17 protein-coding genes and 1 tRNA gene are annotated in these 22,115 nt (G+C 54.4%); 9 read left to right on the plus strand and 9 right to left on the minus strand.

The window, feature by feature from the left end; translation table 11 throughout:
• Nucleotides 1-286: 286 nt before the first annotated feature.
• Together JFN90_RS04105 and yjjJ are read right to left on the minus strand one after the other, a co-directional pair.
• Entirely contained in the window at nt 287-2,194 is a 1,908-nt protein-coding gene (locus tag JFN90_RS04105; protein WP_199393827.1) for a UvrD-helicase domain-containing protein, read from the minus strand.
• 167 nt (nt 2,195-2,361) lie between these two features.
• Nucleotides 2,362-3,720, minus strand: coding sequence for a type II toxin-antitoxin system HipA family toxin YjjJ (gene yjjJ / locus JFN90_RS04110; RefSeq protein WP_199393828.1), 1,359 nt, complete (start codon nt 3,718-3,720; stop codon nt 2,362-2,364).
• A gap of 756 nt (nt 3,721-4,476) precedes the next feature.
• Between yjjJ and JFN90_RS04115 the strand changes: the two genes are divergently transcribed.
• The 4 genes from JFN90_RS04115 (at nt 4,477) to JFN90_RS04130 (ending at nt 8,681) form a co-directional block, all read left to right on the plus strand.
• On the plus strand, nt 4,477-4,887 hold the full coding sequence (locus tag JFN90_RS04115) for a hypothetical protein (protein ID WP_199393829.1): 411 nt from the start codon (nt 4,477-4,479) through the stop codon (nt 4,885-4,887).
• A 186-nt stretch (nt 4,888-5,073) separates the two neighbouring features.
• Nucleotides 5,074-5,562 carry an adenosine-specific kinase gene (locus JFN90_RS04120; RefSeq protein ID WP_199393830.1) on the plus strand — a complete coding sequence of 163 codons (489 nt, stop codon included), beginning with the start codon at nt 5,074-5,076 and terminating at the stop codon, nt 5,560-5,562.
• 79 nt (nt 5,563-5,641) lie between these two features.
• On the plus strand, nt 5,642-7,519 hold the full coding sequence (gene ftsH, locus JFN90_RS04125) for an ATP-dependent zinc metalloprotease FtsH (protein WP_199393831.1): 1,878 nt from the start codon (nt 5,642-5,644) through the stop codon (nt 7,517-7,519).
• Between the two features lie 790 nt (nt 7,520-8,309).
• The gene (locus tag JFN90_RS04130) at nt 8,310-8,681 is read left to right on the plus strand and encodes a hypothetical protein (RefSeq protein WP_199393832.1); all 372 of its coding nucleotides are present in this window, start codon (nt 8,310-8,312) and stop codon (nt 8,679-8,681) included.
• A gap of 1,297 nt (nt 8,682-9,978) precedes the next feature.
• Here the strand turns inward: JFN90_RS04130 and JFN90_RS22505 are convergent.
• A complete protein-coding gene (locus JFN90_RS22505; protein WP_199393833.1) occupies nt 9,979-11,343 on the minus strand; it encodes an RES domain-containing protein in 1,365 nt (454 codons plus the stop codon).
• A 342-nt stretch (nt 11,344-11,685) separates the two neighbouring features.
• Between JFN90_RS22505 and JFN90_RS04140 the strand changes: the two genes are divergently transcribed.
• The 5 genes from JFN90_RS04140 to JFN90_RS04160 all read left to right on the plus strand — a co-directional run bounded on the left by JFN90_RS04140 (nt 11,686) and on the right by JFN90_RS04160 (nt 17,203).
• Complete coding sequence (locus tag JFN90_RS04140; protein ID WP_199393834.1) at nt 11,686-12,981, plus strand: tyrosine-type recombinase/integrase; 1,296 nt, start codon at nt 11,686-11,688, stop codon at nt 12,979-12,981.
• A 236-nt stretch (nt 12,982-13,217) separates the two neighbouring features.
• Nucleotides 13,218-13,427: a helix-turn-helix transcriptional regulator gene (locus tag JFN90_RS04145; RefSeq protein ID WP_199393835.1), complete on the plus strand. Its 210-nt coding sequence runs from the start codon at nt 13,218-13,220 to the stop codon at nt 13,425-13,427.
• On the plus strand, nt 13,424-15,823 hold the full coding sequence (locus tag JFN90_RS04150; protein ID WP_199393836.1) for a DUF3987 domain-containing protein: 2,400 nt from the start codon (nt 13,424-13,426) through the stop codon (nt 15,821-15,823). Before JFN90_RS04145 ends, JFN90_RS04150 begins: the two co-directional genes overlap by 4 nt.
• A gap of 441 nt (nt 15,824-16,264) precedes the next feature.
• A complete protein-coding gene (locus JFN90_RS04155; protein WP_199393837.1) occupies nt 16,265-16,504 on the plus strand; it encodes a hypothetical protein in 240 nt (79 codons plus the stop codon).
• A 63-nt stretch (nt 16,505-16,567) separates the two neighbouring features.
• Nucleotides 16,568-17,203: a DUF4124 domain-containing protein gene (locus tag JFN90_RS04160; protein ID WP_199393838.1), complete on the plus strand. Its 636-nt coding sequence runs from the start codon at nt 16,568-16,570 to the stop codon at nt 17,201-17,203.
• A 260-nt stretch (nt 17,204-17,463) separates the two neighbouring features.
• Here the strand turns inward: JFN90_RS04160 and JFN90_RS04165 are convergent.
• The 6 genes from JFN90_RS04165 to JFN90_RS04190 all read right to left on the minus strand — a co-directional run bounded on the left by JFN90_RS04165 (nt 17,464) and on the right by JFN90_RS04190 (nt 21,469).
• Nucleotides 17,464-17,540, minus strand: a tRNA-Arg gene (locus JFN90_RS04165).
• A gap of 51 nt (nt 17,541-17,591) precedes the next feature.
• A complete protein-coding gene (locus JFN90_RS04170; RefSeq protein ID WP_199393839.1) occupies nt 17,592-18,107 on the minus strand; it encodes an adenine phosphoribosyltransferase in 516 nt (171 codons plus the stop codon).
• A gap of 17 nt (nt 18,108-18,124) precedes the next feature.
• Nucleotides 18,125-19,117: a sigma-70 family RNA polymerase sigma factor gene (locus JFN90_RS04175; protein WP_199393840.1), complete on the minus strand. Its 993-nt coding sequence runs from the start codon at nt 19,115-19,117 to the stop codon at nt 18,125-18,127.
• 48 nt (nt 19,118-19,165) lie between these two features.
• Nucleotides 19,166-19,810, minus strand: a complete 645-nt coding sequence (locus JFN90_RS04180; RefSeq protein WP_199393841.1) for a protein-L-isoaspartate(D-aspartate) O-methyltransferase — start codon at nt 19,808-19,810, stop codon at nt 19,166-19,168.
• Between the two features lie 59 nt (nt 19,811-19,869).
• Nucleotides 19,870-20,616, minus strand: a complete 747-nt coding sequence (gene surE, locus JFN90_RS04185; protein WP_199393842.1) for a 5'/3'-nucleotidase SurE — start codon at nt 20,614-20,616, stop codon at nt 19,870-19,872.
• 115 nt (nt 20,617-20,731) lie between these two features.
• Nucleotides 20,732-21,469 (minus strand): RNA methyltransferase, encoded by a 738-nt coding sequence (locus JFN90_RS04190; RefSeq protein ID WP_199393843.1) that lies wholly within the window; start codon nt 21,467-21,469, stop codon nt 20,732-20,734.
• Nucleotides 21,470-22,115: the final 646 nt, after the last annotated feature.

The raw sequence follows: 22,115 nt of genomic DNA on the forward strand, positions 1-22,115 counted from the left end.
TTCAAAACAAGCGTATCTCACGCAAAGACGCCAAGAGCTAAGAACCTTTTCCAGGCCCCTGAAGCGTTTCAACCCCGATTTGGTTTCCTTTGCGTCTCTGCGGCTTTGCGTTACAAAATGGTTTTTCGGTCTTGCTCTTAGCTGAGCACGGTAAAAAGGCGACAAGGCAAAAGCGTTATTTAACGCAAAGACGCAGAGTCGCTAAGAAAACCTTTTTCAGGCCCCCAAGAGTTTCATCCCGATTTTGTTTCCTTTGCGTCTCTGCGGCTTTGCGTTGCAAAACTGTTTATCGGTTGCTGGCAGTGTCGCGGAGCCCTTGCGCCAGCGGTTGGTGATGGACGATGTGCAGGGTCTTGCAGGCGCGGGTGATGGCGACGTACAGGAGGTTCCGGTCCGGGTCGGTCTGGCGGTAGTCGTAGGAACTGGGGTTGTAGAGGATGACGTTGGAGAACTCGACGCCTTTGATGGCGTGCGCATGGATCACCTGGACGCCGGGCAGGAAGGAAACCTCACCTTCCGCGTGCAGACCGGGAACACCGGCGAGCGCCGCGTGCAGGGCTTTGACATCCGCCTTCTTCTTGCAGATCACGCCGGTCAGCGATGTGGGGGCAGCCTGCACCAGCGCCTCCACGAGTTCCCGGATCTTCGCCATCGACTCAACCGGGTTCTTCGTCGGATGAAAGCCGAGCGCACCGGAATGGGCCTTGGTGGTGTCGGCACTGCGGCCGCTTACTCGTGCGGCCAGATCGACGATCTCCTTGGGGCAGCGATAGGACACGGTCAGGTTCTCCTTTTCGAGCCCCTGCGACTGTAGCTGGGCTATTACGCTGGAGAAGCCTTGGGAGTCGAGGAAACTAAGAATCTGCTGCTTTTCGTCGGCGCAGATGGTTAGGCTGCGCGCCACGGAAGTGGCGGCCACGATGGTGCGCAGCTCAAGCGAGGAGAGATCCTGGGCCTCGTCGACCACGATGTGGTCGTAGGCGTTGAGCGCACCGAGGACGACAGCACCGGCCGGCCGCCGCAGTTGAGCCAGGCGGAGCAGGATGCTGGCGTCGGAAAACGAGACCGTCCGCTCCTTCGCCGCGAACTTCCTCTGGGCCACCTGCTGGAACTCCGCGCCGGAGTCCGTGCAGAGGGCGGCGACGACATAGTCCTGCATGAGAAAGCGCCACAGGTCGGTGACCGGCTCGATCTTCGTGGTCTCCTTCACGTACTTCGCCAGAAGAGCCGGCACCCTGCTGCTCTTTTTCTGCGCCCCGAAGGGATCGTCGAAGACCGTCTTCAGCGAGTGGACGCCAAGGGCCGCGAGCGCCGTCAGGGACCAGGCGCTGTAGGTGTCGACGCGGACCGGGCCCAGCAGGGTGTCGCTACTTTGCTTGACGTAATCACGCAGGACGCGGTTGAACATGAGCACGATGCACCGCTCCGGGCGGTACTTCTCTGGTGCGTCGTACATGAGAAACGAGAGTCGGTGCAGCGCCACCGTGGTCTTGCCCGCTCCGGCCGCGCCGTTAATAACGACAACGCCGTCCCTGAGCTTAGTGATGGCCCGGAACTGTTCCGGGGAGATCAGGGCGGCGATGGAATCCACCATGCGGTGATCCTCGGTCCGCTCCTTGGTGTCGGCGGTCGACTCGACGGCGCCGCCGTTCTTATGCCACTCACCACCCCGCAGTTCGTAGGTCTCTGAGGGGGTCTCGATGCGGGTCAGCATCTTCCTGCCGATGGTCACCTTGTCCCGGCGGGTGATCACCCCTTCCCTCTCGATGCCTCGGATGGTGAGCTCGTACTCCTCGCCGATGTCATACCCCTCGTAGAAGGGGCCGGTGATCTCCGCCTTTCTCCAGTCGATGATGACCACCCGCTGGCCGTCCATGAGCGTCTGGTTGCCGATCAGGTATTCCTTCTTGCCGATACGGCGGTCGTTATCGTGGATGCCGAGGATGCCGAAGTAGGGAGAGGCCTGCTGGGCAAACTCGTGCAGGTATTTGCGCGGCGAGTGGTGCCCGTGCTCGATCAGTTTTTCCGCGATATCGTTCTTCTCGCGCCAATCCACCGAGTTAAGGCGCTGCTGTTCCAGCTCCTTCGTGTACGCCTCGTGTCTCCCGATCGTCTGCAGCCGGTCCACCGCGTACCGCTCGATCGCCTCATGAACCCTGTCCAGCCGCTCTATTTCCTGTTGTACGATTTCCATCAACTCCCCACAGCCAAAACATAAAAAAGCACCCGCAGGAAAAGCCGCAAGTGCCCTTTAACTTGATCCTTCCAGATGATTCTATATCACCCAGTTTAATACTGCCGACAATACACTTAGATTCAGGTACTTTTCAAGCCTTTCTTCGCCGATATCTGTGCTGCCCCCTAAGGAATCAGGCGCGGCCCGTTTTCGAGGCTTTGGACCTTCCCGAGATTGTCCGCACAGATTTGCCTGAACCTATCCGAGATCCTCTCGTCGACCGAGGCCCTCTCCCAGAACGCGACGGCCGCTGCCAGGGCGGAGCTCCATTGGTCGGCGGCGAGGGTCGAGAAGACGGGGGGCTTAAAGATGCGCTCTGGTGCTGCCCCATCCATGGGGCGGTAGAACATCGGGAGCATGTCATACGCAGGCCTGAGCGTAAAGCGGCCGGCAGACATGGCAACGAGAGACACGTTACCAAAATGCTTATCAGTATTCGCTATCAGGTCACCGAATACCCACAACCATCTGAGGTTCCTCGCCTCCTCCGGGCTCAGCCTCTTGTCAGCCTCCATCCTGTCTGCCGCCGCAACCCAGTTATCTTGCCTGCCGTAGAATTCGTTATCGATAGCTCGAAGAGAAATCATGGGCAGCCGGCCGGATCGCCCTACCCTGTCAAAACGGGCAACCTCTAGAAACACTCTGTCTCCAGCTTCAATCAAAGCGGTCTTCACCGCAGGTATCCCAAGTTCGTTGACAAGGTCCAGGGCAAGGTGCTCGCAGATGAGAAGATCGGCCCAGCGACGTCCTTCAACGGAATGAACAGGAGGGGAAAACTTCACCAGGAGGTGCTCGATCTCCCCGTTTCTATCCACCATAACGGTAAATTTCGGCTGCTCCCCCCCTGCGGAAGACCCGACAGGTTGCCCCTCCATAGCGTCCTTCGCCATCTCTGGGTAGGCGGTTAGTAGCTGGTCCTGGGTAAGCAGGGCAAACTTCTCATGCGATAAGCTGAAATACCGGTCCAGAGATTCGCGACCGATAATCAGGTTTCCCATCACGTCCTCGCCCCGGCAGGCAAGGGCCACGAGCACGTGGTCATCGGTCCAATCGAAAATGCGAGACGGAAGAGAAAGAGCTTCCGACAGGCGCCTGACAAAAGCGCGCCCGGTGAAACCGTCGGGGCGGAGATCCGAGAGAAACCATGGGAGGCTTTTGTACTGAACAGCCCCCTCACCCTTTGGCTGCCACAGATACTCATCATGTCCTATCGCACTTAACACACCAATGGAAGAAGCATTACCGTCTTGGTCAACACGAAAGACAGGGAAATCCCCCCCGACCCCTCTGAGATCCCTTCTGAGGGTATAGCGCCTTGTGCGTGCATTGCCGATAATTACGATCTTGTCGGACACCCGCGAGATGAGTCGCGAGACAGAAGGCTGACTTAGCTTGAGCCGCTCTTGTATATCTTCTGAGGTACGAACGCCGGTAGCGAGGTACGCCAGAAGTCTCGTTTCGTTATCGGACAGGGTGCGGGACACGGAATGCCTTGTAATATGAATGGATTGGTGAATAGATTCACGAATACATTTCTAGCAGAGTTCTTATGTTTTATCAATATCTAAGCACAGTACTTGGGATGCCCGTGAATAGAAAAGGTCAAGCATCAGATTCGAAAGGCCGCCCTCCGATCCTCATTCACATCCCTAAGCAGCATAAAAAAAGCACCCGCAGGAAACCCCGCAAGTGCCTTGTAACGTCTGTAATATGAAAAACTGAGCATGCCGATTCCGCTCGGGGCAAACCTGTGTCATCCATCACCCCTTGTTCACCTCAAGGCACGTGGCCACCGCAAAGTGATATACTGTCAATGCATTGAAGCCACAGTTACAGCCAGGCGTTTCCTGCGTAGGGATTTCATGACGGAGGGGAAAATTAAGGCCGGGTTAATACTGGTAACCCTCGCACTGTATGGCACCCCTCTGTTTGCCGAAACCAACCGCATCCTTTGTCAGCATTAGACGATTACCGTGCTTGCCGAAACAAAAGCAATGTCGGATGTCGGATGTGAGGCTGTGCACGTTGGCGGTGCCTTTCTCACCTCGCTCGATTTGAACCATAAGGCTTTCCAAGAAGTTGCCTAAACTCATTTTTCAAAGCAAGGCAACGGGTCGATGTTCGTCCGCCAGTTGTTGCACGAGGGGTTGCCAAACGATTAGCCGCAAAAGAGAGATCCTTTTACATAGCACCGTCCGGTGCTAGCTGCATCCAATCTGACGATGGAAAGGAGAGACGGTATGAGAAACCTTATGACAGCCGCGCTGGTCCTTTTAACAACCGCCGTGTTGATGGGCATGGGTAGCCTGGGGGGCGCACCGGAGGGAGAGGTGCCCAAAACGGATGAGAACATCAAGGTGCAGCTTACCGACCGCTCCGGAATGAAAATCGAATTAACCAGGTTTTCCATGAACGGCAAGGTCTTTCTTGAGGGAAAACGAGGGGCGGGAGACATGAGCGTCTTCTTCCACGACCTGAAAGAAATCGACCTTGGTCCTGTCAGTGGCGATACGGTGCCGGCCGATCTGCTGCTCAAATCCGGGCGTCGCCTCCAACTCAATATACGGACGGGTGCCGTCTTCCACGGAGACGCGGGAGACGGAGCCTACCAGATCTCCGCGCCTGACGTGAACCGGATCCACATTCACTAGCTAAGGGCAAAGACGACGAAGCGAAAGAATCCCGAAACTTGACACGGGAAACGCAGGGGGAGCCATGAAAGAGGCCCTGTTTTTCGAGCGGGGAGCAGGGAACACGGTGCGCTGCAACCTTTGCCGCTTCCGCTGTCACATAGCCGATGGCGCCCGTGGCACCTTGCCATTCAAAGGGAGAAACCCATGAACGTGGAAATACACGACGTACAAATCGAGTACCCCGAGGGATGCAACATCATCATAGGCCAGACACACTTCATCAAGACGGCCGAAGACCTGTACGAAGTCATCGCCACGACGGTACCGCAGGCCCGCTTCGGAGTCGCCTTTACCGAGGCATCCGGCCCGTGCCTGATCAGGACCGAGGGGAATGACGAGGAGTTGGTCCAGGGATGTGTGCAGGTACTCAATGCCATCGGCGCCGGTCATGTCTTCTGCGTTCTGCTGCGCGACGCCTACCCCATAAACGTCCTCAACCAAATCAAGAACTGCCCTGAGGTGTGCCATATTTACTGCGCCACCGCAAATCCGCTCCAGGTAATCGTTGCCTCGACGCTCCAGGGGTGGGGGATCCTCGGGGTCATCGACGGGCTGCCGCCCAAAGGGGTTGAGACGGACGAGGACCGGCAGGAGCGGCGCGACCTGCTGCGCCGTATCGGTTACAAGCGCTGAGAAATTCAGAGGCGTGATGGGAAAATGACAATTTCAAGGGGGCCGCATCCAACAGGTGCGCCTCGGACACGAGTGGCTCATGAATGACACCAAGCAAAGTCTCCCCCCCGACATCCCGAATTTCTGGAAGGTCGCACCGTTCCTGCTCCTTGTTCTGCTAGTGTCGTTATGGAGCAGCACGCCCAACCTCAATGCCCCCCTGCGCCATACGATCAACTACAGCCAGTTCGTGGAGCAGCTTGACGCGGGCAATATCAAATCGGTGACCATCAGGAAGGAAGCCCTTAGGGGCGAATTGCGCAACGAGGCGAGCCTCCCGCTGCAGGAAGGGGGGAAGCCCGCGCAGGTGAAATATTTCCAGACCACACTTCCCACCTTCCAGGGGGAGGGGTTGCTCACCCTGTTGCAGGAAAAAAAGGTGACCATCAGCATCGTATCCGCCGAACGCGGTGCGGTGTGGCAGACGGTGCTGGCTTTGCTCCCCTGGCTCCTCATCATCGGTGTCTGGGTAGTGATCCTGAGAAGGAACCAGCAGATACAGGGCGGCCCGGGGGGGCTCTTTACCTTCGGCGCAAGCAAAGCCAGGCTCTATGATGTCAACAAGCCGAGCGTGACCTTCAATGACGTTGCCGGCATGGACAACGTCAAGCTGGAACTGAGGGAGACCATCGAGTTCCTGACGGACCCCTCCCGCTTTGAACGGATCGGGGCGAAGGTTCCCAAGGGGGTGCTGCTGGTCGGCCCGCCGGGTACCGGCAAGACTCTGATCGCCCGCGCTACCGCAGGCGAGGCGGCCGTTCCCTTTTACAGCATCAGCGCCTCAGAGTTTGTCGAGATGTTCGTGGGGGTCGGCGCCTCCCGCGTCAGGGATATGTTCAAGAAGGCCAAAAGCACCCATCCGAGCATCATCTTCATCGACGAGATCGACGCGGTCGGCCGGACCCGGGGCACAGGGCTTGGCGGCGGGCATGACGAGCGGGAGCAGACTTTGAACCAGCTGCTGAGCGAAATGGACGGATTCGACCCCCACGAGGAGGTCATCGTTATGGCAGCGACCAACCGGCCTGACGTGCTGGACCCTGCGCTGCTCAGGCCGGGAAGGTTCGACCGACATATCGTGATTGACCGGCCCGGTTGGAAGGAACGAAAGGCGATCCTGCAAATCCACGTGCGCGCCAAGAAGCTGGCGGCGGATGTTGATCTGGAAAGTCTGGCCAAGGGGACGCCGGGGATGACCGGCGCAGACCTGGAGAACCTTGCCAACGAAGCGGCGCTGGTGGCCTTGAGGCAGGGCAAAGAGCTGGTGGACGCGCATGATTTCAGCGAGGCCAAGGACATCATCCTGATGGGGTCGGTCAAGGAACTGACCATCAGTGACGAGGAAAAGCGGATAACCGCTTACCATGAGGCCGGCCACACCCTCGTCGCCTGGGAACTGCCGGGCGCAGATCCGATCTACAAGGTCAGCATCATCCCCCGTGGCATGGCGATGGGGGTGACCCAGCTCCTACCGGGGGAAGATCGACACTATTATCCCCGCTCCTACCTGATGAACCGGCTGAGCATCAGCCTTGCGGGCAGGGTCGCGGAAAAGATGGTGTATGCCGAGTTCAGCAGCGGAGCACAGAATGATCTCAAAGACGCCACCGCGCTGGCCGAGAAGATGGTGGCACAGTGGGGGATGAGTGACAAGGTGGGCCCGATGAACCTCGGCCGCGGCGAAGAGCATCCCTTCCTCGGCAGGGAACTTTCCCTGCCCAAACGCTACAGCGAGGAAATGGCTTGGGTCATGGACCAGGAGATCCAGCAGATCATAAGGGAAGCGGAGGCAACCGCGACCAGGGTACTGGGAGACAGGAGGGATACCCTCGATGCCCTGGCAGCGGCGCTGCTGCAAGAAGAGGTACTGGAAAGGGCCGATGTGGAGCGGATACTACTATCGATTGACAAAGAGTGACAAGCGAACCAGAGCCACGTATGAACTGATGGTGGGCACAAAAAAAGAAACTGCTTTGGGAGGTTGCCGCTGTACTTGGACTTGTTTTTAGCAAGCCTCAATTGCGGTCTCTGACCAAAGCAGTTTCGTTGGTGGCTCCCGGCGGCAGAGCAGCGTTTTTAATGCTGGCAATGTCTACGCTCAGCGGTCGGTTTTTTCAGGACCGAGGGCTGGTGGAGCGGGAGCCTTTACCTGGTTCTGAAGGTTTTCGCATTCGACAGATGTGGTTGGCATCCTTTCGGTACGATTATCTTCATAGCAGGTAAGAGTAATTATCTGCCTGTCAGCGAGAAAAGCAAACAGGAATTTTGGACATAACAGGCGCCAGAATTCCCGCGCGGCCCTCATCCCAATTGGTAGGGCGTGCCCCCTGTCCACCCACACGCATTCCTAATATACGTTTCCCATCAACTCCCCACAGCCAAAAATAAAAAGGCGCCCGCAGGAAACCCCGCAAGTGCCTTGTAACGTTCTTCAAGATGATTCGCTAACGCCCACTCTCGCCCACTCAATGCGGACTAGATATACCCAGATTCAAGCCTACTTTCGAGCTATTTATTCCAGCTTTCCGCCAGCGCCTATTCGCGTCCGCCATGACGACATCCCTATCCCGCCCCCCCTGCTGCACCGGTCCCATGATAAGAGAGCGCGGTTCAGATTAATTCTCAGGTGGGTTGCGGAAAAGGGAGGGTTGGCTATAGTGGTCACGCTGGCCAGGTTGGTAGGATCTAACCTTAAGACGGAGGTGACCATGCTTCATCTAAAGTTCGACTTATCCGGCAAACCTGCAGTTTTTATCAGCAACTGCAAGCGGTACTACAACGGCTTGAGCGGACTGTCGTTGTATCGAAACCCGCCAGACCAAGCAATATCGCTGGCGAAGCTAAAGGAGGTGCTGGACCTAGCAGACCAGAAGTACCAGGACGCTGTAAATTTTGATCGGGTGCAGATCCTCCTGCGCAACAACGCGTTCAAAGAACTGATTGATATGTTCAAGAGAATCGAAGCATACCTCCAACTTGTTGCGACGGAAGCGCACATTCCGGAACTGGCACAGGCCGGTATCATAGTCGCACCTCCGGTCATGAGGCGTAAAAAAGCTCCATCACCGGCAACAAGTTAGCTGCACCTCCCCAACCGCAGAACGATCCCTCGAACCGAAAAGCAGCAATGGTTCGAGGGATCGTTCTGTTGTCCTATCTCCCTCTTCCGTACTGTCACGCTATTCTTGCCACGCGCGAGGGTATGCGGCCTGACCCAAACGGCATGCCATCTTGCCTAAACAGCATGCAACTCGACCATCATCGGGCTCCAGTCGGGCTACCCAGATCATGACTTATCGAACTAACACAGTATTTTAGCTAAACGGTAGCCTCTCGGCCTTAATGGCAGGCGGTTCTGGGGCTGCACAGCAACAACTTACCAGCTCAATGCAGAATCTTACCTAAAAATGAGACCCTCGCCCCTTTCCCTGTAGCCTGTCGTGGCTAAACAGCAGACCACTTACCCAAACCAATACTCCATCTTGATAAGGGGTACGCCACACCACCTTAATCGTGCTCACCTCCGGCTACATGACGCGCCATTTCTCCAAACCAACGCTTCATGTTGGGTAAGCTGCATACCACGCCACCTTAATCGTGCTCACTTCCGGCTACATGACACACCACTTCTCCTAACCAATGCTCCATGTTGGATAAACGGCGTGCCACACAACCTTAACGGTCCTCGCCTCCGGCTACATGACACACCACCTAACGCTGCCGGTGCTTCATCTTGGTTAAACAGCGTGCACTTAAGACAACCGGCTCTCAATCCTGGCTAAACGGCACACCGTGAGCACAAACCAGCGCTCCACTCAAGGTAAAGGCCATAGCAGCCAGTTCTAACGTACCACCACTGAAGCTAATCGGCATATCACGTACCTGGCTACGCCTCCCAAAATCTGCAGCCGGTCGACCGCGTACCGCTCGATCGCCTCATGCACCCTATCCAGCCGCTCTCTTTCCTGTTGTACGATTTCATCAACTCCCCACTGCCAAAAAATAAAAAGCACCCGCAGGAAACCCTGCAAGTGCCTTGTAACGTGCTTCAAGATGATTCGCTACCGCCCGCCCTTGCACCGCTCAACGCGGACTAGATATAGGAGATAGAAGCCTATATGCAACCAGCTCCCACAGTTTCTAGGCCCGAAAGGAGGATCCCCTCGCATGACATCATTACTTTCATAGCATCAACAAGTTCTTGAGTACGTTAAAAAGCTACAAGCGTCCTCTCTACTCCAAATTCAAGCCATTGTTCCTGTACTACCCGGAGCAAGCCTGCTTTCAAATCTACAAAGGTCCAGGCCGTGGATGAATATTCCATGTTTTAGTATCCACTCTACTCCAACGCCTTGCACCTCTTTACTTATTGAGCCTCTATAGAGAGTCAACGCCGGGATCTGTGTAAATGTGGACATTGCGGGTCTCAAGTTGATAATTAACCGCTTTTGCTATGTGCAGTTGCAAAGACCCGCCTTTGTATTTCAAGGTATACTCTTTTTCGCTAACATTAAAGGCATTTAAATCCCATAAATCTAGTTGTGGCTTTTCCTCATTATCCTTGAGGATGAAAACTGATTCCTCTGAATAATACTCTGAAATGCTACTGCTGTTGGCAATTTTTTCTTTATCGACAGCCATTTCGATAATGATTGCATGGTTGAGAATGGCTATATTCTTCCCCTGCTTGTTTGTCTGAGGGGACGAGTATATTACAGCGTCAATTTTGGGTTCGTGAAAGTTTGTGAGATACTCGACTAAAGCCTGAGTGGGGATATACTCTAATTCTTCTTCAGAGGAAATGAATGGCTTGCTCACCTCATCTTCAAATCTTCGGAGAAAAGATAGATGGCTGGCCTTATTCGCGAATGTCGTATCGAACATACTCAAAACTTCATATACGTTGCCAAAAGCAGTTAGGTCTAGTACGGTTAAAGGTGTAACTATGTCAAAACCACATGTCACCGCTTGTTCCCCAACAGCTAACCGTATTTCTGCGAGGCAGGTATTGTATTCAAAAGCTCCATACAAAACTGGTATGCCTATAGGATTCAATCTACCAGCCTTGGCTAATTTCCTTGGTGGTGGTCCCATTTCTATTTCAGGATTCTGATAAATCTTTATTCGCTCGGCTGTCGTATTTGCTCGACGAGCTCGGTAAATAGTAACAGGGGCTGAAGAGCCGCCAATCTTTCGAATAGGTGCCGCACCACCGTGAAAACCATATTTGGAGATCGTCGAAAACAACTCCTTCAAAATCTGAGCGGCCTCTTCACAATAAAAACGAGATTTGTGTTTCACACGCCAACAAAAATCATCCCAAATAGCGGAATGCTCATCATAGACATCGATAGGCTCATAACATGATGAGGCTTCGAAAAATGGAAGGTTGCCATCTTTGTGAACTTTATACTTCTCTGCATCAGACAAATAATTAGCTAAATCCTCTGCAACTTCACTGTCCACTTGGAGCATTTCTGAAATGATCTGCTCAGGAGGTTCACCTTCTATCACGAAGTCTGGTGTATCAGACTCAAGACTCCAAACTGGTGTCAATTCGCCTGGCTTATAATACGTGCGATAAATATCATCAACCCATTCGGCTAGATCCTCAAATGGCATTGCTTTTCGATGTTTATGGCAATAGGAACATTTATGTGAGGAATGATTTTTTTTTATGTGTCTGGAAACGTGTTCGTCGCCGATACATTTATGACAGATGTGTTTTTCGTCTGGAAGCACGAATTCCTCCTTTCATGCCAGAGATATAATACTACTTCAACACTGAAATCAAAAAAGGGTTACGGCTTATGCCGTAACCCTATTCATTTTTGGCGTCCCCGAGACGATTCGAACGTCCGACCCCTTCCTTAGGAGTAAAAAGGCATAACCCTTCCAACCCGTTTCAACCGTTGCCACACCCAACAACAAAATCCAGTAAAATTATTGACAAAACAAGGTATTACAGATATAACCCATATCAAATATTTTCACCCACCACCATTCAAACTCAGCATTCTACTACGGCACTACTACGGCACCGACATATGCCATCGTAAAAAACGCCTACAACTGGAGGGCGCAATGAAGGTCACGACTTTCACGGACACGATGATCCGGAAATTAAAACCCGAAGACAAGAAGTACATCAGAGGGGAAGGGAATGGCTTCACAATCCGAGTGATGCCCTCAGGTGTGAAAACTTGGCTCTACGTTTATAGCATTGATGGCAAGCGCCGTGAAATGAACCTTGGCGGGTACCCCTATGTACCCCTCGAAACAGCAAGGCTAAAATTCGAAGCGGCAAAGCGGAAGGTCAAAAACGGCAACGATCCTTTGGCCGAGAAAGAAGCAGCGGTACACGCACGCCGCACGGCTCTGACGGTCTCTGACCTCGTTAAGGAGTACCTGGAGAAGCACGCTGTACACAAGAGATCCGGCGCAGCCGATAAGCGCTTACTCGATGTGGAAGTTATCCCGATATGGGGAAAGCGCAAAGCTGAAGACATTAGGAAGCGGGACGTTGTCCTGTTACTTGAGAGCATCGTAGAGCGCGGTGCTCCGGCCATGAGCAACCAAGTCTTAAAGATCACCAGGAAGATGTTCAACTTTGCTGTAGAGCGCGACATCCTACCACACTCTCCGTTTGCTAGCGTGAAGGCCCTGGCACCAAACAACAGCCGCGAGCGGACGCTTTCAGAGGCTGAAATCAGAACCCTATGGGGATCCCTCGACTCAGCAGCCATCAGCGACGAAATCAGGCGAGCTCTTAAATTGGTGCTGGTAACCGGCCAGAGACCAGGGGAAGTGGCTGGGATGCACACCGCCGAGATAGACGGTCAATGGTGGACCATCCCTGCAGGACGGGCCAAGAACGGCCGGGAGCACCGTGTTTTTCTGGCGGCGACAGCCCTTGAACTCATTGCCCCCCTCACCTCAGTTGACGAGGAAACCGGCGAGGAGGTACCAAAAGGGTATATCTTCCCCTGCCCCCACAAGAAGAAAATCCAGCCGATAGACTCGCACGCCCTCCCCGTCGCCGTCCGCCGAAACCTTGAGTGGCCTGTACATGGCCCAAAAGGTTCGCCGCTCTTTGATAAGGATGGAAACCAGGCCAAAGAAAATCGGCTGGGGATAGATCAGTTTACCCCGCATGACCTCAGACGAACCGCCGCAACCTTTATTGCCTCGATGGGCTTTATGGATGAGATCATCGACGCCGTGCTAAACCATAAGAAACATGGAATCATTAGCACATATAACCGCCACAAGTACGATGCGGAAAAGCAGCAGGCTCTTGAGGCTTGGGACCGAAAATTAAAGTCCATCATCACCGAGAAGTCAGCCGGAAAAGTGATACCGATTCTCCGAGCAAGGTGACAACAGAAATTATAATTCCCAAACATTGTGCCGCTGCCTTCCAAGGTTAGCGGCACTTTTTTTATGCCAGACCAAAATGAAATAGAATAGTTACCTTCAGTCTGTAAAGAACTTTACAAAAAATGCAGTACTTTCAAGCAGTTGTAAAGTTATTTACAAACACTAATCCCCATTGCAATTCCATTCAGGTGGTAGTATATCGGGTTCAAGATTACCTACCAAGGAGGGAACCAACCATGAAAACACAGGTCACTGACCGTCTGGTCCGCACCAAAGAACTGAAAGAGATAACGGGAATGTCAACCGCCACAATCTGGAGACGTGAACGGGAGGGCAATTTTCCACGCCGTCGCAAAATTACATCTGGCATGACTGCGTATCTCTTGTCTGAGGTAATGGACTGGATGAACAATCTCAAGAAAGCAGATAACAAGGACAAAGCATGAACACGTGCACTCCGCTGCCAATCACCCTCCCGCCGCATATCATCCAGCTTAAGAGCCAGAGGCCCGAACTCTTTAGTATTGACGATTTCATCGCAGGAATAGCCTCCTTCTCTCAAAAACCTGACCATACATTGTCAACCACCATGAGCAGGACTCTTCGAACTGCACAAGAATTGGTAAAACGCGGGATTTCGATAATCCCGCTTGAACCGCGTGGCAAGAAACCCCGCATCAGATGGACAGATTTCCAAAGCCGGCTTGCAACCCAAGAAGAGTTAACCCATTGGTTCGCAGACGGCAGAAACAACATAGGTATAGTTACCGGCAAGATCAGCGGTCTCGTCGTAGTTGATTTTGACACAAACGAAGCCATCGAAATGGCAAAAATTAAAAATTTCCCTAAGACGGCACTTGTAAAAACAGGTAGGGGCTATCATGCTTATTGCCGTTACCGTGAGGGAGTACGTAACTTCCAGAAACGCGATGACTTACCTGGCATTGACCTTCGAGGAGATGGTGGGTTTGTAGTAGCCCCACCCAGTATCCATGCTAGCGGTGCGGTTTACACATGGGTCCCAAACCGCTCCATTGGGGACCTTCCCCTTGCTGATTTACCTGGCTGGATATACGCCTCTAAACCAGCGGACAAAGCTGCCATAACGGACTTGCTTAAGGGCGTCTCCGAAGGAGGGCGCAATAATGCTGTTACACGCGTTGCAGGAAGTGTAATTTCAAAAGGTTATAACCTCGCTGAGGCCATTCGCTTCTGCTTAACCTGGAATACCACCAGTTGCAAACCGCCTCTGACCGAAGATGAAGTAACCATCACCGTGAAAAGCATTTATGCAGCGCATATCAGAAATAACGGAGAGCGAACGGCCATAAGAGAGCCAATCACATGGAATGAACCTCCTTCGCCTCTTCCTGACGGGCTACCACCGGTAAAAGCGTTAGATCCCGCGAATATACCTGTTCCATTGCAAGGTTGGCTGGTGGATATTGCTGATAGAATGCAGATCCCTCCGGATTTCTCTGCGGCGGCGGCAGTGGTTGCTCTTGGCTCAATCATCGGTCGCGGTTGCGGTATCCAGCCGAAACGTCATGATGATTGGCTCGTAGTTCCAAACATATGGGGAGCAGTCGTGGGCCGTCCTTCCCTGATGAAAACACCGGCAATATCTGAGGCACAACGGCACCTTGTCCGGTTGGAAGCGGAAGCACGGGAAACATACCAAGACGCAGCGCGCTCCTTCGAGATCCAATCCGAAATCATTAAAATTACACGCAACACCATAATGGAAGAAATCAAGAAGGCAGTCAAAGCGAAGAGTAATGACGCGATTGAGGCAGCGCGGCAGAAACTCGCAGCCTTAGAATCACAAGTACCCAAACGGCGGCGCTACCAGACCCAGGACGGAACAACAGAAAAAATCGGGGAACTGTTGAACGAAAACCCGAACGGACTCCTAGTAAACCGGGATGAGCTTATAGGCTGGTTCCGCTCTCTGGACAAAAACGGCAGAGAAGGAGACCGGTCTTTTTATCTGGAAGCATGGAACGGCAACCGCCCGTTTACATATGACCGGATCGGGCGCGGCACTCTGGACATTCCGGCGCTTTGCGTATCCGTTTTTGGCGCAATCACTCCAGGGCCGTTATCAGATTATGTCTACCAGGCAAATCGTGGAGGCATGGGGGATGATGGCTTATTGCAGCGGTTTCAGGTGTTCGTATGGCCTGACGCGCCTAGCGCTTGGAAGAACGTTGATCGTTTTCCCGACACCAAGGAAAAGGACCGTGCTCGGGAGATATTCAAGCGGTTGGCTAGAGGGATACCGGGCATAGATACTAAAGAGGAGGGAAGCATACCGAGTTTACATTTCTCCCCAGGCGGACAGGAGGTATTCGACAAGTGGCGACTAGCACTTGAAACTCGGCTGAGGGGCGATCATGGCTTGCATCCAGCGATGGAGAGCCACTTGGCTAAATACCGAAAGCTCATGCCGTCTCTGGCCTTGATATTCCACCTTGTGGCCGTAGCAGATGGAGAAATGCAAGGGCCTGTTTCTGAGGTTTCGGCAGTTTTGGCGGTTCGCTGGTGCGAGTATCTTGAAAGTCACGCTATGCGAATTTATGGTGCAGCAACTCCCCCAGGGATGGACGCAGCACGGGAGATCGTGAAACATATCAAACGTGGCGCAATCAAAGATGGTGCAAAGATAAGGGAGATCTGGCGACCGCAATGGTCAAGGCTAACAACCTCCGATCAAGTAAAAGCAGGTTTGGATGTCCTATGCCAATACGATTGGTTGGCTGTCGAGAAGTCATGTACCAGTGAACACGGTGGCCGGCCATCCGAAATTATCAGGATCAATCCGTTAATAAAGGCTGGCTAGTTCTTACGGCGAGGCACTGCCGAAACTGCCAAAAGTGACAGTTAGTACTTTAGTCAATGCCACCACCACTGCGAAAAGGAGGGCTATCAATGAACATCAACAGTTACATCGAAGGACTTAGAAAGCTACGAAGCCAAAAATTAGCTAAACAGAGCCGCCCGCCGACATTGGTCGAGGAAATAAGGAACTGGTGGGCCACTATCCCCGATGTGCAAAGGCTGCCATGCTATCACATGGATTTTTTTCAAAGTACCTTCGGTCATGCACCTTCAATAATAGGGCTAGCCCTTTATCAGAACGGGTGGACGCGCCGCCGCTCTTGGAAATCGGGAAAACCATTTTGCCGCGTATGGGTTCCCCCCTCATGTGGGGAGGCGTTAAGCATTGAAAATAATCGCACTTAGTGTTAGTCTGCCCTCATTTTTAAACAGGAGGTTTGTCATGATCGCAAATAAACTTAATGCGATGCGCACAAATTTTATCAGTTTTTGCATCTCTTCAGAAGCAAAGGTGGTCAGTAGCGATCAACTCATGAGGCAATTTGACTGGACTGAGGAGCTTGTAAATGTCTTCATGCCTTTAGTGGACTACCGTAAGATTTATGACGATGGTAAAACATACTGGATATCACCTGGTTACTACCCAGAGTTTTCAAAACAACTAAAAGGTTTATTATCATAAACGTTATTATCACACCACCACAGGTTATCCATTATAATGTTCCTTATCCAACAGGAGGTTTCAATGAAATTATCTGTTTTGACGTCATTTGTTCTTTGCATGCTCGCCGCCGTTCCCGCACTTGCCGAGACCTACAAATGGGAAGACAGTAACGGAGTACATTTCACCGACAATCTGAATTCTGTACCCAAAAAGTACCGCAAGCAGGCCGCCGCAGAGGCGCGTGGTGATGTAGCTATCCCCCTTGAGGAGTCACACCAAGCGGCTAGCAGTTGGAAAACTTCTGAAAACAGAGATAGAAGGCAAAGCAAAGAAGACGCAGTGGAAAGAGCCAGAGAAGCCGTGGCCAGCATCCCGGCCTTACGCACCAGTGCGGATTTTGGAGGTGATGGGAGTAATTCAGCTAAGGACAACGCAGCAGCCATAAAGGCAGCTCAACATAACGCAAATGTCATCAGAGATCGGGATTTCAAGCTACGGCAGTTGGCACTTGCACTGAAGGAAAGAGACGGGCAATCGCCTGAGGCTGATACGATCCTTTCCGAATTAAATGCAGAAAAACAGGAGAGGAAACTTCGTGCTGTAGAAAACAATCAAAACATGAAGTCTCTTCAAATGGAGCAGAGATTAGATCGGCGGCATAGGGAGATGCAAGACAAGCTAGACAGAATCGATAGAAAAACAAAGCTAGGCTACTAAGGAACCAGCCAGTTAAGGAGCCATGACAGGAGGTCGTGGCGGAGCACAGTGCGTCAAGAACTTTACTCTCTAGATCCGTGGGCTCTGTATCACAGGGTCAATACAGAATAGGGGGGGCTAGCAAAAGTCGCCCCCCCCAGGTCCTTTGGAATTTCGAGTGGCGGTTGACTGTGATTCGGGAATCACGGTTTTATTACGGCACCAGCTACGGCACAACAAAAAAGGGTTACAGCACTAAAGCTGTAACCCTTTGAATTTATTGGCGTCCCCGAGACGATTCGAACGTCCGACCCCTTCCTTAGGAGGGAAGTGCTCTATCCGGCTGAGCTACGGGGACAAGTCAGACGGACTTTATACAATACCGCCGCCTGTTTGGCAAGATTTTTTATTAAAACTTCAACAAGGAGAACACCTTGCCTTCGGGCAGCTTCTTGGCGCCTTCCAGGAACTCGAGCTCGGCCATGAAGCAGCACTCGACCAGCTCGACGTCCATGCTGCTGATCATGTCGACGACGGCTGCCATGGTGCCGCCGGTGGCCAGCAGGTCGTCGGCGATCAGCACGCGGTCGCCTTTATTGAAGGCATCGGTGTGGATCTCCAGGGTGTCGGTGCCGTACTCGAGATCGTAGGTCTTCTTGACGGTTTTGGAGGGAAGCTTGCCGGGCTTTCTCACCAGCACGATGCCGGCGCCCAGCTTGTACGCCAGGGCGGCGCCGATGATGAAACCGCGCGCCTCGACGCCCACGACCTTGTCGATCTTCTGCCCGACATAGCGGTGCGACAGCAGGTCAACCATGCGCTGAAACGACTTGGCGTCCCCTAAAAGCGTGGTGATGTCTTTGAAGAGGATCCCCTTCTTGGGGAAATCGGGGATGTTCCTGATGATGCTTTTAAGATCTTCCATGTCCAACGGCCGCTCCTTTAATTACCAGTAGTTGCACTGCGCCCCATTATGTCGGTGGCTTCCACTATCTTTCTCAGTTTCTCAAGCGACTTCGCCTCGATCTGGCGGATCCGCTCACGCGTCACGCCGAAGCTGCGCCCGATGGTGTCCAACGTCTGCGGGTCCTTGTCGTCCAGACCGAAACGGAGCGTCAGTATCTTTTTCTCCGCGTCGGAGAGGGTCTCGAACCACTTGGAGACCAGCTCGTACTTGTTCAGGTCCTCAAGGAGCACCGCGGGCGAGATGGTCGAGGTGTCCTCGATGGTGTCGATGAGGAAGTAGTCGTTGTTCTCACCCATGGGGCGCTCGATGGAGTAGGTCTTCTTCAGAAGCACCATGAGCCGGCGCACGTAGGTGACGTTCACCTCGAGCGCGTCGGCGACTTCCTTGACGCTCGGCTCGCGGTTCATCTTCTGCACCAGCTCGCGGGTCACCCTGAGCATCTTGTTGATGTCGTCGGAGACATGCACGGGCAGGCGGATGGTGCGCGACTGGTTCACCAGGGCGCGCTCGATGGACTGCCTGATCCACCAGGTGGCGTAGGTGGAGAAGCGGCACTCCTTGGAGAGCTTGAAGCGCTCGACCGCCTTGATGAGCCCCATGTTCCCCTCTTCGATCAGGTCGAGGAAGGGAAGGCCGCGGTTTATGTAGCGCTTGGCGATCTTTACCACGAGACGCAGGTTGGAGACGATCATCCGGTCGCGCGCGGCCTTGTCGCCAAGGTCGATGCGCGCCGCGAGTTCCTTCTCCTCGTCCGCGGTCAAAAGCTTGGTCTTCTGGATCTCGCGCAGATAGAGCTTGATGGCGTCGTCGAAGTGCTCCACTACGGCGGCCTTGATCTCTTCTTCTTCGACCTCTTCCGCCTCTTCGGCCTCTTCTACTTCTTCGAGTTCGACGGAATCGGGGTCCGGTTCATGCTCGCCATCAAGAAAGAGAGGATCCTTCTCCTCCAAAAGCTCGTCGTTTTCCATGCCAGACTCCTTTGCCAAAGCTAGAGTGATGTGGCGCAACCTGTGCTGCTACTCGTCGTTCCAGCCGTTCTTGCCGATCAGCCGCACGAAGCGGCAGTCGTCCGCTTCCTCGCGGGTGACGCTGCCGTCCAAGGCCTTCCTTATCACCAACAGTTTCTGGTCCACGCGGTCGCCGACCGGGATGACCAGCCGCCCACCGGGAGCCAACTGCTCGACCAGGCATTCGGGGAGTCCGGGGGCCCCGGCGGTAACCAGGATGGCGTCGAAAGGCGCCTCCTCGGGCCACCCTTCGGTGCCGTCGCCGATCTTCAGGTTCACGTTCAAAAGCCTCAGGCTGTCCAGCGCCTTGCGCGCCTTCATGGCCAGCGGGCGGATCCTTTCCACGGTGCAGACGCGGTCGGCCAGGGAGGCCAAAACAGCGGCCTGGTACCCGGAACCGGTGCCGAGCTCCAGCACCTTCTCGCGCCCTGTGAGGGCCAGCAGCTCGGTCATGCGCGCCACGATGTAGGGCTGCGATATGGTCTGTTTCTCTCCGATGGGGAGCGATCCGTCGCTGTAGGCCTGCCCGGACATGGCCTCTTCAACGAATATGTGCCTGGGCAACTCGAGCATGGTGTTGATCACCCGCTGGTCCGTGATACCGCGTTTCACCAGTTCGGCGACCATCCTCTTGCGTGCTACAACTGAATTCATTCCCCCCCCGATCTTCGGCAGCGGGGAAATATAACAAATGGCGTGCTAAAAGTCCAGCATCACGGCAGTTCCCACGCCTGCAACTCGCCGATCGCCGCGTGGTTGGTGAGGTCGATATGCAGGGGCGAAATGGAGACGTGGCCGCGCGAAACGGCGTGGTAATCGGTGCCGGGAACATCTTTGAAGCTGAGGTCAGCGGTGCCGATCCAGTAGTAGTTCCTGCCGCGGGGATCGACCTTGTCCACGATGGTCCCCTCGTAGCTCCTCTTGCCTTGGCAGGTGATCTGCGCGGGGAGGAGTTTGTCGGCGGGGAGGTCGGGCACGTTCACGTTGAGATAGGTGTCGCGGGGGAGCCCCCGGCGCTGGACGCTTTGAGCCAGTTGTGCCGCGAAGGCGGCGGCCGCGGCGAAGTTCTCCCCGCCGCTGCGGGTGACCAGGGAAACGGCGATGGCGGGGATCCCCATCAGGGTCGCCTCCAGGGCCGCCGCCACCGTGCCGGAATAGGTGACGTCATCGCCTAGGTTGGCGCCGCGGTTCACCCCGGAGATGACCAGGTCGGGTCGGAAGGAAAGGAGGCTGTGGATGCCGAGGTTGACGCAGTCGGTGGGTGTCCCCTCGACCGCGTAGATGTTGTCGGCGATGCGCGCGGCGCGCAGGGGATGGTGCAGCGTGAGCGCATGGGAGACCGCGCTCTGCTCGCGGTCCGGCGCCACGACGACCACCTCCGCCACCTGGGACACCCGTTCGATCAGGGCGGCCAGGCCGGGGGAATGCACACCGTCGTCGTTGGTAAGGAGAATCTTCACGGTAGGGCCCTCGCAGTCAAGTACAGCAGAACAGGTCCAGATGCAGCTTCCGCCTCACCCCTAACGCTTCGGCGGCGCGGAAGGAAACTTTAACACGTTTTAACGATATATGGAATCAGGCGCCCTTCTTCCCCTTGAACTCGGCGCAGGCCCAATCCATCTGGGACAACAGCCCGCGCAGCGCGGCCACCTCGCGCTCGTCCAGTTCCGCGCGCGAGAAGATGCGCCGCATGGTGCGCATCATGTGGTCCGGGTTCTGTGGGTTCAGATAGCCGATGCGCAGGAAGGTCTTCTCCATATGGCCGTACATCGGCTCCAGCGAGGCCGACCCGGCCAGCTCGCGTGCGGTCTTGACCGGCACCGGGGCAGCGCCCTTCAGGAACTCGTAGCAGAAGATGAGCACCGCCTGGGACAGGTTCAGCGAGCCGAACTCGTCGGCGGTCTCGATGGTGGATTGCCAGCGGCAAAGCGCCACCTCGTCGGTGGTGAGCCCGCTGTCCTCGCGCCCGAAGACCAGGGCGAGGCGGCTGTTGGGCGCACAAGCGGCGAAGCGCTCCACGATCTCGGGCGGGGTGGAGATCTCCGCGCGGTACTTGCCGTGGCGCCTCGTGGTCGCCACCGAGTACTCGCTGTCGGCGATGGCGTCTTCGAGCGAGGTGAAGATGCGGGCGCTTTCCAGGAGGTCGCGCGCGGAGACGGCGAACTTGATCGCGTCCAGGTGGTCCACCTGGCAGGGGTTGACCAGGCGCAGGTCGCGCAGCCCCATGTTCTTCATGGCCCGGCAGACCATCCCTATGTTGCCGGGACTCTGGGTCCCGACCAAGACTATGGAAACTCTTTGCTTCAAATCCATGCAATGCCCTTCTCTGGTGACTGCGAAATGTGCTGCCCCAGTCTGGGGCGCGGGCGGCATTACACCACAACCTAAGGCAATTGACAAGACGGCAGAAAAGCGGTTTCGCAAAGAACGCCAAGAATCCGCGAAGGACGCAAAGAGAAGATTTTGGGGTAAACCCAAAAAGCCTTTCCTTGGCGTGCTTTGCGACTACTTCGTTTTCTTTGCGTAACTGCTTTTGACTTAAAAAGGCAGAAAAGCTGTTACGCAAAGAACGCAGAGTATGCGCGATGGACGCAAAGAGAGCCTTAGGGGGTAAACCCAAAAGCCGTTCCTTCGCGTGCTTTGCGACTACTTCGTTCCTTTGCGTAACCGCTCTTGACTTGAAAGGCAGAAAAGCCGTTACGCAAAGAACGCTGAGTATGCGCGATGGACGCAAAGAGAGCCTTAGTGGGTAACCTAAAAGATTTACCTTCGCGTGCTTTGCGACTACTTCGTTTTCTTTGCGTAACTGCTTTTGACTTAAAAGGGGAGAAAAGCTGTTACGCAAAGAACGCAGAGTATGCGCGATGGACGCAAAGAGAGCTTTTGTGGGGTAACCTAAAAGCTTTACCTTCGCGTGCTTTGCGACTACTTCGTTTTCTTTGCGTAACTGCTTTTGACT

Origin of the sequence: Geomonas propionica (genome assembly GCF_016458235.1) — a bacterium.
Classification (GTDB): domain Bacteria; phylum Desulfobacterota; class Desulfuromonadia; order Geobacterales; family Geobacteraceae; genus Geomonas; species Geomonas propionica.